The sequence below is a fragment of the Pigmentiphaga sp. YJ18 genome (assembly GCF_038066655.1).
GTDB lineage: Bacteria > Pseudomonadota > Gammaproteobacteria > Burkholderiales > Burkholderiaceae_B > Pigmentiphaga.
This window is the reverse complement of record NZ_JBBUKU010000001.1, coordinates 2,252,509-2,265,463: the sequence shown is the minus strand read 5'-3', so window position 1 is coordinate 2,265,463 and position 12,955 is coordinate 2,252,509. Positions and strand designations below refer to the sequence as shown.

Genomic DNA, 12,955 nt, shown 5'->3' with positions numbered 1-12,955 from the left:
GAAGGAAGGACTCTTCGTCCAACCCATACACGATGACCACACCGAATAAACCTGCTCCCGCTCCAGCCACCAATTTCCTGCGCAATATCGTCGAGGCCGACCTGGCCGCCGGGCGGTATGCCGAGAAGCACTGGGCCGGCCATCCCGGATCGGCGTCGGAGCTGGCCGAGGCCGCGCTGGATCCGGCCCGCATCCGCACGCGCTTTCCGCCCGAGCCCAACGGCTACCTGCACATCGGCCATGCCAAGAGCATCGCGCTGAACTTCGGCCTTGCCCGCGACTACGGCGGCGTCTGCCACCTGCGGCTGGACGACACCAACCCCGAAAAGGAAGAGCAGCGCTACGTCGACGCCATCGTCGACGCCGTGCGCTGGCTGGGCTACGACTGGACGGCGTTCGGCACCGAACACTACTACCACGCCAGCGACTACTTCGACTTCATGTACGAGGCGGCCGAAGCCCTGATCATGGCCGGCTACGCCTACGTGGACGAACAGAGCCCCGAGGAAATCCGCGCCATGCGCGGCACGCTGACCGAAGCCGGCACGGATTCGCCCTGGCGCGCCCGCCCGCCCGAGGAATCCGTGGCCCGCCTGCGCGAGATGCGCGACGGCAAGCACCCGGACGGCTCGATGGCGCTGCGGGCGAAGATCGACATGGCCTCGCCCAACATGAACCTGCGCGACCCGGTGCTGTACCGGATCCGCCATGCCACGCACCATCGCACCGGCGACAAGTGGTGCATCTATCCGATGTATACCTATGCCCATCCCATCGAGGATGCGCTGGAAGGCATCACCCACAGCATCTGCACGCTGGAATTCGAAGACCAGCGGCCGTTCTACGACTGGCTGCTGAACCACCTGCGCGAGCTGGGCCTGCTGGAGGCGCCCCTGCCCCACCAGCACGAATTCGCGCGGCTGAACCTGACCTACATCATCACCAGCAAGCGCAAGCTGCTGCAACTGGTCAACGACGGCCACGTCAACGGCTGGGACGACCCCCGCATGCCCACCATCCTGGGCCTGCGCCGCCGCGGCTACACGCCCGAGGCCATCCAGTTGCTGTGCGAGCGCACCGGTGCCTCGAAGTCGGACTCCTGGATCGATTATTCGCTGCTGGAACAAGCCCTGCGCGACGACCTGGACCCCAAGGCGCCGCGTACCGTGGCGGTGCTGCGGCCGCTCAAGCTGGTCATCACCAACTACCCGGAAGGCCAGACCGAGGAATGCTCGGCCCCCCGCCATCCCCACCACCCGGAAATGGGCAGGCGGACCTTCCCGTTCGGGCGCGAACTGTGGATCGAGCAGGAAGACTTCGAGGAAACCCCGCCCAAGGGCTTCTTCCGCCTGTTCCCCGGCAACATGGTGCGGCTCAAGTACGGCTACGTGGTCAAGTGCACCGGCTTCGTCAAGGACGAGGCCGGCAAGGTGGTCGAGGTCCAGGCCGAGTACCTGCCGGACACCAGGAGCGGCACGCCCGGCGCGGACAGCGTCAAGGTCAAGGGCAACATCACCTGGCTGCACGCCCCCACCGCCGTGCCCGCCGAGATCCGCCTGTACGACCGCCTGTTCACCGAGGCCAATCCCAGCGCCGGCGGCAAGGACTTCATCGAGTACCTGAACCCCAACTCGGTCGAGACCATCCAGGGCTACCTGGAACCCGGCACCGACGGCACGCCGGGCACCTCGTACCAGTTCGAACGCTTCGGCTACTTCGTCGCCGACCGCGAAGACTCGTCCACCCTGGCCCCGGTCTTCAACCGCACGACGACTCTCCGCGATACCTGGAAGTAGTCGTCCCCCCCTACGCCCTTCGGGCGCCCCCCAGGGGGCGAAACCGGCGGACTGGCAAAGCCAGATCCGCGGTTTCCTGCGTCTAGAGAAAGTATCTTGGACTGAAGCACGGTTGCTATCGCTGGCTGCCCGCGGTAGCAACGGTGTGGCGTACCAAGAAACAGGCACTAGACCCTGGGCGCCGCGGATCCGGCTTTGCCGGTCCGCCAGCGTCGCCCCTTGAGGGGAGCGGCCATAGGCCGCGTGGGGTGGGGCTTTCCCTCCGGTCCGCCAGCGTAGCCCCCTTGAGGGGGCCCGCGTCAGCGGGTAGGGGGTGGGCTTCCCCTCCCCCACCGACACAACCGCTAACGCCCACGCCGGGGCGCCTACCGGTAGAATCTGCATTTTGCGCATTTGCGCCCTCCGGCGCCGCCCATGGAAGCCAGTCCCGTACTTGATATCAAGAGCACCTCGCTCTACGCCATTCGCGTGGTGTTGCATTCTTCCGACCTGCAGGCCGTGCTGGCCGCGCTGGACCAGCGGATGGAGGAAGCCGCCGGTTTCTTCGAAGACGAGCCGGTGGTCATCGACGCGTCGCGGCTGGCCGAACCGCTCGACTGGAACCAATTGGCCGAGGCCCTGAAACGGCACGGCCTGCCGACCATAGGCATCATGGCCCCGGCGGAGCTGGCCGAGTCGGCCCGCGAGGCCGGCCTGGCCCTGTTGTCGCTGCCCGCCGCGCCGGTCCGATCGCCCGCGCCCGAGTCCGAGCCCGCCGCCGAACCGGCGCCTGCCGCCCAGGCAGCGCCGGCGCCCGCTCCGCTGCCGCCCGAAACCCCACCCGCCACCGAAACCGTGGCCGAGCAGGCTCCCGCAGCGCCGCACGCGGTGCCGACCATGGTCATCGACAAGCCCCTGCGCTCAGGCCAGCGGATCTACGCCCGCCATGCCGACCTGATCGTCATGGGCGTGGTCAGCCACGGCGCCGAAGTCATCGCCGACGGCAACATCCATGTCTACGGGCCGCTGCGCGGCAAGGCCATGGCCGGCGCCCGCGGCGACACCAAGGCACGCATCTACACCACCCGGCTCGAGGCCGAGCTGGTCGCCGTGGCCGGCGTCTACCGGACGCTGGCCACGGCCCTTTCCCCCGACATCCAGGACAAACCGGCATTGATCCGCCTCGACGGCGAGAAACTGCTGGTCGAACCGTTGCCCATCTAACTCATAAGGATCCACTCCCCATGGCACGTATCGTTGTCGTGACTTCAGGCAAAGGCGGCGTCGGCAAGACCACCTCCAGCGCCGCCTTCTCGGCAGGACTGGCACTGCGCGGCCACAAGACCGCCGTGATCGATTTCGACGTCGGCCTGCGCAATCTCGACCTGATCATGGGTTGCGAACGCCGCGTGGTCTACGACCTGATCAACGTCGTCCAGGGCGAAGCCACCTTGAACCAGGCCCTGATCCGCGACAAGCAGCTCGACAATCTCTACATCCTCCCAGCCTCGCAAACGCGCGACAAGGACGCGCTGACGCAGGAAGGCGTGGAAAAGGTCATGGAAGGCCTGAAAGAGATGGACTTCGAATACATCGTCTGCGACTCGCCCGCCGGCATCGAATCCGGCGCGCTGATGGCGGCCTACTTCGCCGACGACGCGCTGGTCGTGACCAATCCGGAAGTCTCGTCGGTGCGCGACTCGGACCGCATCCTGGGCATCCTGTCGGCCAAGTCGCGCCGCGCCATCAACAGCGAGGAACCCGTCAAGGAGCACCTGCTGCTGACGCGCTACAACGCCAAGCGCGTGGCCGACGGCGAAATGCTGTCGCTCAAGGACGTCGAGGACATCCTGCGCATCAAGCTGATCGGCGTCATTCCCGAATCCGAAGACGTGCTGCAAGCCTCGAACCAGGGCCTGCCCGCCATCCACCTGAAGGGCACCTCGGTGGCCGAGGCCTACCAGGACGTCGTCGACCGCTACCTGGGTGAAGACAAGCCGCTGCGTTTCATCGACTACGAGAAGCCCGGCCTGTTCAAGCGTCTGTTCGGAGGGAAATAATCGATGTCGCTGCTCTCCTTTTTCCTCGGACAGAAAAAGCCTTCGACGGCCGGCGTCGCCAAGGAACGGTTGCAGATCATTCTTGCCCACGAACGATCGGGCGCCGGCGCCTCGGCCGACTACCTGCCGCAGTTGCAGAAGGAACTGGTGGCCGTCATCTCGAAGTACGTCAAGATCAATCCGGACGACATCAAGGTGAACCTGGAGCGCCAGGACACCCTGGAAGTGCTGGAAGTCAAGATCGAGATGCCTTCGGCGACCTGACACCGCCGCTTGCGCGCGGCCCCGGCGCTCCCGCGCCGGCGGCCCGCCAGAACGCCTCGGCCGCGGCAGGCTCGGCCTCGCCGCGGCGGTACAGGCGGATGTCCAGCGCGATGCGCCAGGACGCCTCCCCCGCCTCCATCAATCCTCCCTGATCCAGTTCGTCCTGCACCAGGCTGGCCGGCAGCCAGGCAACGCCGCGGCCGCTGCGCGCCATCGACTGCAACACCGTCGCCAGATGCGCCGTTACCGCCACATCGGCCCGCAGCCGCGCCAGCGCCGCTCCGTGCACGGCCCGGACGATGCGCCCCAGGCCCGACTCCGCGCTGTACGCAAGAATGGGCACGCGCCTGCCCGACGCCCCGCCCAGCAGAAAACGCGGCCGCCCTTGACGGTCCGGCGCGCAGACGGGCACCAGCACGTCGTCGCCCACCTTGACCGACGGATAGGCCGATGGGTCCAGCCGCGCCGGTGCCTGCTCGTGCGCATGGCACAGGAAGAACTGCGCCCGCCCCTGGGTCATCAGCGCCTCGCACTGCTGGGCCACGTCCGACACCAGCTGGATCGGCCCCAGGCTCAGGCCGGACTCCAGGCCGCGCAGCCAATCGGGCAGGAAGGTCAGCGACAAGGCATGCGTGGCCGCGAAGCGCAGCGTGGCCGAGCTGGCCTGCGCCACCCGGCGCGCCTCGTCGGGAATGCGCTCCACGCGCGCCAGCATGTCCTGGGCCGTGGTCCGGAACCACAGGCCCGTTTCCGTCAGGGTGACCGGATGCGTGGCCCGGTCGAACAGGGTCACGCCCAGCCACTCCTCCAGCATGCGTATGCGGCGGCTGAACGCGGGCTGGGTCATATGCCGCAGCTCGGCCGCGCGCGAGAAGTTGCCGCACTCGGCAAGGACCAGGAAATCTTCCAGCCAGATCAGGTTCATGGCCGATGCTTACAGAGCATGGAAAAAGAGAAAACTAGCATTGGCCGCCCCGTGCGGCAAACGGCATGATACGTCCACGCAGCCGGACATCCGCCCGGCTCCTCTGGAGTTTCCATGTCCGTCCGCATCCTTGAAATCCGCGAAGTCACCAAGCCCATTTCCTCGCCCATCCGCAACGCCTACATCGACTTCTCCAAGATGACCAGCAGCCTCGTGGCCGTGGTCACCGACGCGGTGCGCGACGGCAAGCGGGTGATCGGCTACGGTTTCAACTCCAATGGCCGCTACGGCCAGGGCGGACTGATCCGCGAACGCTTCGCGCCGCGCATTCTCGAGGCCGACCCGAAGTCGCTGCTGAACGATGCCGGCACCAACCTGGATCCGCACCGCGTCTGGGCCGCCGCGATGGCCAACGAAAAACCCGGCGGCCACGGCGAACGCTCGGTGGCCGTGGGCACGATAGACATGGCGGTCTGGGATGCCGTGGCCAAGATCGAAGGCAAGCCCCTGTTCCGCCTGCTGGCCGAACGTCATGGCGTGACCGCCGATCCGCGCGTGTTCGTCTACGCCGCCGGCGGCTACTACTATCCGGGCAAGGATTTGTCGGCCCTGCGCGCCGAGATGCGTTCGTACCTGGACCGCGGCTACAACGTGGTCAAGATGAAGATAGGCGGCGCGTCCCTCGACGAGGACCGCCGGCGCATCGAGGCCGTGTTGGCCGAGATCGAGGGACGCGGGCAATTGGCGGTGGACGCCAACGGCCGCTTCGACCTGGACACCGCCATCGCCTACGCGAAGATGCTGCGCGACTACCCCCTGTTCTGGTACGAGGAAGCCGGCGATCCGCTGGACTATGCCTTGCAGGCCGCGCTGGCCGAGTACTATCCGGGCCCCATGGCCACCGGCGAGAACCTGTTCAGCCACCAGGACGCCCGCAACCTGATCCGCTACGGCGGCATGCGGCCCGACCGCGACTGGCTGCAGTTCGATTGCGCGCTGTCCTACGGCCTGGTCGAATACGAGCGCACCCTGCAGGTGCTGCGCACGCACGGCTGGTCGCCGCGGCGCTGCATTCCCCATGGCGGGCACCAGATGTCGCTGAACATCGCGGCGGGACTGGGCCTGGGGGGCAACGAAAGCTATCCGGACCTGTTCCAGCCCTACGGCGGCTTCCCCGACGGCGTGCGGGTCCAGGACGGGCACATCGTCATGCCCGAGCTGGCGGGCATCGGCTTCGAGGGCAAGCGCGACCTGTACGCGGAAATGCGGCAACTGGCGGAATAGATCCGCCAGTCCGCTCCTTGCGTTTACAGATCGCCCTCAGTGATCGACGTGCTCTTGCCCGAGGAAGACTTGACGGAGATCGTCGTGACGCCCTTGTCCGAAGTGGCGATGGTCGTATCGACGGTCTCGGCGTCGGTCTTGGCGCGCAGGCCGCCGCTGATCAGCTCGCCGAAAGCGATCCGGGCCACGACGGGCGAAGTCATCGACACCCGGTAGTCGAACTCGCCCAGCGGCGAGCGGGAACCCTTGGCCCGGTAGTCGACCTTGGTCATCGTGTCGGTATCCGTGGCATGGTCGGTGCTGAACTCGGAGGCATACTCGCTGATCTCCATCGACACGCCGCTCTCGGTCAGCTTGACCGCGCCCGAGATCTTCAGGGTGCTCGTGCCGTCGTCGGTATCCGGAGCGCCACCGGGCGTGGTGGCCGCCTTCAGCACGAAATCGCCGTCCAGCGTGGTGTCGTCGTCCACTTTCATGCCGCGGAACGGAAACGTCATCGTCGCCGCGGCCGGCTCGTCGGTATCGAAGATGTCGCCGCTGACGTCGCTGAACGTGACGGTCGTCTTGCCTGTCAGCACCACGTCATCGTCATCGCACCGGTCGAACTGGATGTCGACCTTGTCGCCGTTGCCCGGGATGGGGCCGCTGCCGGCCCGAGTAAGCGTGGCCGTATAGGTGCCGCCGTCGTCACACGGCTGGGGACCGCTCGGCGCGCCATCGTCCAGGAAGCTGAGCGCCTGGCCGGCCGCGGACATCGTGACCTGCGGCACGCCCAGGCTGATACCTATCATATCGAAGGCGAGCTCCTGGAGCTGCTTCTCGGAATAGGTGGGCTTGGCGGGATCGTCGCTGCCGCCACAGGCGGCCAGCAGGGCCAGCGCGACAGCGGCGCCGGTGGTTTTCAGGACATGGTGCATCTGGATTCCCCCTTGTGTTTTCTTGGAATGGCTCGATGGCCACCTGCATCCTAGGAGGCGTGCTTCCCGACGGCAATCCTTCAAATTGAGGATTTCTCGTCGATCAGAGGGTTCTTGACTATGAAATCCATGAAGTCCAGATAGCGGGAATATTGATTAAAGCGAACACTTACTCCTTTCGTTGTTGGCCTGGTAAGGTGATGGAAACACGAAGCCCGCCCAGATCCGACGAGCGCGAGAAGCCGATCACGCCCCGATAGGCCTCGACCAGATCCCGGGCGATCGCCAGGCCGAAACCCGTACCCGGACGGGACTCGTCCCAGCGGCGGCCCCGCTCGATGCGCAAGGCCTCGTCCTCGGGCAACCCGGGGCCGTCGTCATCAATGACCAGCGTCCAGTCCCGCTCGCCGGCCTCGCGGGCCACCAGCCGGATCTGGCTATGCGCCCACTTGCGCGCGTTGTCCAGCAGGTTGCCGAGTATCTCCATCAGGTCGCCCTCGTCTCCCGCGAAGCGGAGCCCCTGGGCAACGTCGGCATCCCAATCCAGCAACTGCGCGCCCGGCAGCGTTTGCAGCGCGCGCAGGGTCTTGTTCACGGCGTCGCCCACCGGCGTTGAGCCATAGCCGAGGGCGGCCGCCATGCCGGCGCGGGCGCGGGCAAGCGTCCGGTCGACCTGGCGCCGCATGGCGCCAACCTGCTCGTCGATCTCGTCCGCCAGCGCACCCTGGCCGCCGTCGCGGGCCCGCCGTGCCGCCGCGCCCATGACGGCCAGCGGCGTCTTCAGGCCATGCGCCAGGTCGCCGGCCTGGGTGCGCGCGCGTTCGAGCGAGGCATCGTGGAAGGCAAGCAGCCGGTTCAGTTCGTCCACCACCGGTTGGACTTCATCGGGCACGCCGCGCGGCAGCTCGCGGCCATGTCCGCTGCGCACCGCCTGCAAGTGGGCCTGGAGATCGCGGAAGGGGCGCAGCGCCAGATGGATGAACCCCGCCATGGCGATGATGAGAAGCAGGCCCAGCCCGATCAGCGAGGGAACGAGCAGGCTCAGGAACGAGCGGCGTTCGGCCTGCAGGTCGGCGCGGTCGAGCGCCACCAGCAGGTGGACCTTCGTATCGGTGGCGGTATCGTCCAGGACGATGGTGCGCTCCACCGACAACAGGCGGGCATGCTCCGGGCCGTCGATCCAGCGTGCCCGCAACGGCCGCCCCGGCGGGGTATCGATGGTGGGCAGCGCCTCGTCCCAGAGCGAGCGCGAACGCAGCTGCTGGCGCCTGGGGCCGTCGATCTGCCAGTACAGGCCGCCATAGGGCTGCTCGAAGCGCGGGTCGCTGGGCGTGGCTTCCAGCCCCATCGTTCCATCGGCATCCAGGCGGACCTCCGCGGCCAGCGCCTTCAGGTACAGGGCCAGTTCGGCGACCGCGCGCCGCTCCATCTGGCGATCGAAGATCAGCGTAAGCCCCACGCCCCCCGCCGCCAGCGCCAGCAGGATCATCAGCGCCGCGGCGCAACCCAGCCGGACGAGCAGCGACCGGCGGCTCATCGCGCGTCGTCGGGAATCAGGTAGCCGTGGCCCCGCCGGGTCTCGATCAGGTCCACCCCCAGCTTGCGGCGCAGCCGGGCGACCAGCGCCTCGATGGCATTGGTGTCGCGGTCGCTGCCGGTTTCGTAGATGTGCTCGATCAGTTCGCTCTGCGACAGCACGCGCCCCGGATGGTGCAGGAAATAGGCCAGCAGCCGGTACTCCAGCGACGACAGCGTCATCGCGGCCCCCTGCACCGTGACCAGCCGGGTGCGGGTGTCGATTTCCACCGGCCCGGCACGCAGGATGGCCGACGACTGCCCCGCCGCGCGCCGGGTGATCGCGCGCAGCCGGGCCAGCATTTCCTCCATCTGGAAGGGCTTGGCCAGGTAGTCGTCGGCGCCGGCATCGATGCCCTCGACCTTGTCGCGCCAACCGTCGCGCGCGGTCAGGATCAGGACGGGAGTGGCGATGTCCGCCGCGCGCAGCCGCTTCAGGACCGTCAGTCCGTCCAGCTTGGGCAGGCCCAGGTCGAGCACGATGGCGTCGTAGTCCTCCGTGCCGGCCCGGAACCACGCGGTTTCGCCGTCGGCGGCCTCGTCCACGGCATAGTGCGCGCGCTCCAGTCCAGTGCGGATATCGGCCGCGATGCGCGGCTCGTCTTCGACTACCAGTATGCGCATGTCTACTTGATCTTCAGGATTTCCAGGGTGCGGGCATCGATCTCGAGCTTCTTGCGCCGGCCGCTGGGCGGCAACACCTTGACTTCGTAGACCCAGATGCCGTCTTCGCGATCGAGTTCGATCTCAATGATATCGCCCGGCACCTTGTCGCGCACCACGCCCAGCACCTCGGACAATGGACGGATCTCGCCGTGCACCAGCGCCTCGCGCGCGCAGTCCTGGTCCCGCCTGCAACGGTCGTCGCGGGCCAGGGCCGGCGACGCCGCACAGGCAAGCGCCGCGGCGAGCAGGATGGCGGACAGGCGGGGAAAACGGATGAGGCTTGCAGACATGGACGGCACACTAACAGTCGCTGGCTGATAAAACGCTGACATCGGCGGTCAGGAAGGCGGGGCGCATGGTGGCTATTCTGCCAGCCATGGATCACCAACCCCCACGAACGAGGACCGCCATGCGCCTGCTGCCCACCCTGATCATCGCCCTTGCCGCCACCGCTTCCTACGCCACCGCCGCCCAGGCCGCCGACAAGTGCGCCTACGTTCCCCACGACCGCTGGATTCCTATCGACCAGGCCATACGCAAGGCCGAATCGCTGGGCTACGAGGTGCGCGAGGTCGAGCGGGACGACGGCTGCTGGGAAGTCGAAGGCTTCGACAAGAACGGCGCCAAGATCAAACTGTACCTGGATCCGGCCAACGGCGAAGTGGTCAAGCCCTCGGACTGGCTGCCGGGCAGGAGCCGCAAATGATGGCCTCCCAGACGCTTTGCCGCACTCTAGCCCCGAGGAAAGATGCCGTGAACCAGCCCGCGTTCTCCGATGACAGCGAACCCAGCCTGTTCGACACCCATCATGCCCCGGGAACCATCGGCGCCGACGCCGGCCTGCGCGGCCGCATCGAATCGGCGCTGGCCGACCTCGGCCGGGCCCGCGAGGAATGCTTCGGCTACGCTGCCTATGGCGCGGTGGTGGCGGGCCTGAAGCGGGACTTCGCCATCCCCTCGTACGTGCCGTGGACGGACATCTGGAACTGGCCCGCCGAGCGGGCCGGTGAAATCCTGAACTACCTGCACGGCCGCCACGCCGAGACCCTGGGGCGGCCCGCGCAGCGGCGCTCAGCGTAAGGCGTAGTGCACCATGCGCGCCAGCGGCGGCTCGATGCCGTTCAGCACGCGGGCAGGCAGGTTCAGCGGCTTGAGGAACATCTTCACGCTCATGTCGGCGCTGACATTGCGCTGGACCAGGCGCCGGGAATCGGTATTGATGCGCTCGATCCATGCCTTGTCGTTCGCATGCTCGGGATGGCGATGGTTCAACACATGGCGGATGGCGCATTCGGCGTCGTCGTTGCGGATTTCCAGCAAGCGCCGGACCAGCGCGCCCAGCACCTTCACGCGTCCATTGCCTTCCAGCGTGTTGTAGCGGTTGAAATAAAGATAGAAGTACTTGTAGTGGCGGACCTCGTCCGTCCGTATGTTCGTGGTGAGTTCGCGCAGCACGGGTTCGGCCGCGTAGTCCGCCAGGCTGCGATAAAGCGTGGCGGTACCCATCTCGACCACGCAGCGGGCAGCCAGCTCGAGCGCCCGCGTGGGTTCGAACTCATCCAGCGTGCAGCGCCGGGAATATTCCGCGAAGAAACTGTCGAACGCGGCCTGCCAGTCGAACTCCGGCCAGACGTGTTCGATATAGGCGCGCAGCGCGCGGCCATGCTGCAGTTCTTCCTGTTCCCAGTGCTGGCCCAGCCAGCCCGCCACATCCTGGTCGTCCTGGTAATAATTCACCAGGTTGCGAGTGTAGAGATCGGAACCGCTTTCTATGAACGAGGCGCTGCACAAGAGGTAGAACAGCGTTTCATCGTCCCGGACCAGGCTCCGTTCGATGCGGTTCAAGTCGATATCCTCGAGCCGCCAAGGCATTTCCGTTGCAACAGCGTCCACCGAAAAATCTCCGAAGTGCGCAGTTCATCCTTGCAGCATAAGCCCAATCGGCCCTTGATTCGAGTCCCGACAGGCTTCCGGATGCATCCGCCCGGGGTTACTTTGTGTAATGCTTGTCGAGTTCGTTCACAGACAGCCTGGGGCGAATCTGTCACTGTTAATCCAAGCTGCGGCGCGACGGTCGATGCCGCCAGTACACGACTACGTACTATAGGGAGTCACTCATGAACAAGAATCTCATTGCCAAGCTGATGATCGGTGCTGCCCTGACTGTCTCGGCAGCGGGATGTGCCAGTTGGGACAGCATGTCCGGCCGTCAGAAGAGCACCGTGGTCGGTGCGGGCGTCGGCGGCGTGGCCGGTGCGGCCCTGACCGGCGGCGGCATCCTGGGCACCGTGGGCGGCGCCGCCATAGGCGGCGTGGTCGGCGACCAGGTCGGCAAGCGCCGCTGACCCCAGGCCGGCCCTGGGCCGGCCCGTCCCAAGGCACGACAGCCCCGGCTCCTCTCGGAGATCCGGGGCTGTTGCTTTTTTACGACAAGGTGTATCAGAGTGGCGTGGCGCCTATTCCGGCAGGATGTTGGCCGCCTTGACCACTTCGCGCCACTTGGCCAGTTCCGCCTTCGACAGGTCGCCCAGCGCCGGCGCGGTCATGGGGCGCGGGGTCATGCCTTGCTTGAGCAGGGTGCGCCGCACCTCGTCGTTCTCGAGCAGCCGGTTGAAGGCGCCGTTGTAACGCGCGACCAGCTCGCCCTTCATGCCCTTGGGGCCCCAGACCGCATACCACGCGTCCGCGTCGTAGCGCGGCAGCCCCACCGTCGCCAGCGGGGGAACCGCGGGGTAGGCGGGATCCTGCTCGCGCCGGGACGCGCCCAGGATGACCAGGCGCTTCTCCTGCTGCATGGGCACGGCGACGTGCATGGGCTGGAACATGGCCTTGATGTGGCCCGCCAGGAGGTCGGTCGTGGCGCCGGCCGAGCCCTTGTAAGGGACGTGCACCATGTTCAGCCCGAGCTGGGAAACCAGCATTTCCATGCACAGGTGATGGAAGGTGCCCTTGCCCGGCGAGCCGTAGTTGACCGTGCCGGGATGCCGCCGGACATGCTCGATGAACTGCGCCAGGGTCGTCACGCCCAGCGAGGGATGCACGCACAGCGCGAAGTTGGTCGAGCCCAGCATGGCGATGGGCGTGAAGCTGTCGATGACGTCGAACGGCACCGAGGCATACACCAGCGGCAGCGTAAGCGCCGTGTTCGTGCTGAACGCGATCGTGTGGCCGTCGGGCGCGGCCTTGGCGACCGCCCCCAGGCCGATGATGCCGGAAGCGCCGGGCTTGTTCTCCACCACGAAGGTGCGGCCGGTCTGCTCGGCCAGCCGGGGCGAGAACAATCGCGCGCACAGGTCGGGGGTGGTGCCCGGTGTGAAGGGCACCACCACCTGCACGGTCTTGTCCGCCAGGCCCAGGTCGTCTCCCGCGGCGATCAGGCGGCCCGGCACGAATGCGCCCGCCGCCAGCGTGGCAACGAACGCCCGGCGTCCGGAAAGGGTTGCGGAATCCTGCATGCTTGTCTCCTCGTTCTCTGTTCGGGGTCGTGGC

Annotated in this window: 15 protein-coding genes; 8 read left to right on the top strand and 7 right to left on the bottom strand. The window is 66.9% G+C overall.

Annotation, left to right across the window (positions count from 1 at the left end; all coding sequences use genetic code 11):
- The first annotated feature begins 32 nt into the window (after positions 1 to 32).
- The 4 genes from WKR98_RS10920 to minE all read left to right on the top strand — a co-directional run bounded on the left by WKR98_RS10920 (position 33) and on the right by minE (position 4,099).
- Positions 33 to 1,796, top strand: a complete 1,764-nt coding sequence (locus tag WKR98_RS10920; protein ID WP_341432978.1) for a glutamine--tRNA ligase/YqeY domain fusion protein — start codon at positions 33 to 35, stop codon at positions 1,794 to 1,796.
- 414 nt (positions 1,797 to 2,210) lie between these two features.
- Positions 2,211 to 2,999, top strand: a complete 789-nt coding sequence (gene minC / locus WKR98_RS10915) for a septum site-determining protein MinC (RefSeq protein ID WP_341432977.1) — start codon at positions 2,211 to 2,213, stop codon at positions 2,997 to 2,999.
- A gap of 20 nt (positions 3,000 to 3,019) precedes the next feature.
- Positions 3,020 to 3,835 carry a septum site-determining protein MinD gene (gene minD / locus WKR98_RS10910; protein ID WP_341432976.1) on the top strand — a complete coding sequence of 272 codons (816 nt, stop codon included), beginning with the start codon at positions 3,020 to 3,022 and terminating at the stop codon, positions 3,833 to 3,835.
- 3 nt (positions 3,836 to 3,838) lie between these two features.
- Entirely contained in the window at positions 3,839 to 4,099 is a 261-nt protein-coding gene (gene minE / locus WKR98_RS10905; RefSeq protein ID WP_124688119.1) for a cell division topological specificity factor MinE, read from the top strand.
- Here the strand turns inward: minE and WKR98_RS10900 are convergent.
- Positions 4,071 to 5,024: a LysR family transcriptional regulator gene (locus WKR98_RS10900; protein WP_124688118.1), complete on the bottom strand. Its 954-nt coding sequence runs from the start codon at positions 5,022 to 5,024 to the stop codon at positions 4,071 to 4,073. The genes minE and WKR98_RS10900 overlap by 29 nt on opposite strands.
- 114 nt (positions 5,025 to 5,138) lie before the next feature.
- Between WKR98_RS10900 and WKR98_RS10895 the strand changes: the two genes are divergently transcribed.
- Positions 5,139 to 6,308, top strand: a complete 1,170-nt coding sequence (locus WKR98_RS10895) for a mandelate racemase/muconate lactonizing enzyme family protein (RefSeq protein ID WP_124688117.1) — start codon at positions 5,139 to 5,141, stop codon at positions 6,306 to 6,308.
- Between the two features lie 23 nt (positions 6,309 to 6,331).
- Here WKR98_RS10895 and WKR98_RS10890 read toward each other — a convergent pair whose 3' ends face one another.
- The 4 genes from WKR98_RS10890 to WKR98_RS10875 form a co-directional block, all read right to left on the bottom strand.
- Positions 6,332 to 7,225 (bottom strand): hypothetical protein, encoded by an 894-nt coding sequence (locus WKR98_RS10890; protein WP_124688116.1) that lies wholly within the window; start codon positions 7,223 to 7,225, stop codon positions 6,332 to 6,334.
- A 169-nt stretch (positions 7,226 to 7,394) separates the two neighbouring features.
- A complete protein-coding gene (locus WKR98_RS10885) occupies positions 7,395 to 8,762 on the bottom strand; it encodes a HAMP domain-containing sensor histidine kinase (RefSeq protein WP_341432973.1) in 1,368 nt (455 codons plus the stop codon).
- Positions 8,759 to 9,424, bottom strand: coding sequence for a response regulator transcription factor (locus WKR98_RS10880; protein WP_341432972.1), 666 nt, complete (start codon positions 9,422 to 9,424; stop codon positions 8,759 to 8,761). Before WKR98_RS10880 ends, WKR98_RS10885 begins: the two co-directional genes overlap by 4 nt.
- Positions 9,425 to 9,426: 2 nt before the next feature.
- Positions 9,427 to 9,756, bottom strand: a complete 330-nt coding sequence (locus tag WKR98_RS10875; RefSeq protein WP_124688113.1) for a PepSY domain-containing protein — start codon at positions 9,754 to 9,756, stop codon at positions 9,427 to 9,429.
- 119 nt (positions 9,757 to 9,875) lie between these two features.
- Here WKR98_RS10875 and WKR98_RS10870 point away from each other — a divergent pair, with 119 nt between their 5' ends.
- On the top strand, positions 9,876 to 10,172 hold the full coding sequence (locus tag WKR98_RS10870) for a PepSY domain-containing protein (protein ID WP_124688112.1): 297 nt from the start codon (positions 9,876 to 9,878) through the stop codon (positions 10,170 to 10,172).
- A 47-nt stretch (positions 10,173 to 10,219) separates the two neighbouring features.
- Positions 10,220 to 10,546, top strand: coding sequence for a hypothetical protein (locus tag WKR98_RS10865; RefSeq protein ID WP_124688111.1), 327 nt, complete (start codon positions 10,220 to 10,222; stop codon positions 10,544 to 10,546).
- On the opposite strand, the gene WKR98_RS10860 is transcribed toward WKR98_RS10865, so the two are convergent.
- Complete coding sequence (locus WKR98_RS10860; protein ID WP_124692232.1) at positions 10,538 to 11,338, bottom strand: ferritin-like domain-containing protein; 801 nt, start codon at positions 11,336 to 11,338, stop codon at positions 10,538 to 10,540. The genes WKR98_RS10865 and WKR98_RS10860 overlap by 9 nt on opposite strands.
- 245 nt (positions 11,339 to 11,583) lie before the next feature.
- Here WKR98_RS10860 and WKR98_RS10855 point away from each other — a divergent pair, with 245 nt between their 5' ends.
- On the top strand, positions 11,584 to 11,811 hold the full coding sequence (locus WKR98_RS10855; RefSeq protein ID WP_124688110.1) for a glycine zipper 2TM domain-containing protein: 228 nt from the start codon (positions 11,584 to 11,586) through the stop codon (positions 11,809 to 11,811).
- A gap of 111 nt (positions 11,812 to 11,922) precedes the next feature.
- Here WKR98_RS10855 and WKR98_RS10850 read toward each other — a convergent pair whose 3' ends face one another.
- On the bottom strand, positions 11,923 to 12,921 hold the full coding sequence (locus WKR98_RS10850; RefSeq protein WP_124688109.1) for a Bug family tripartite tricarboxylate transporter substrate binding protein: 999 nt from the start codon (positions 12,919 to 12,921) through the stop codon (positions 11,923 to 11,925).
- Positions 12,922 to 12,955: the final 34 nt, after the last annotated feature.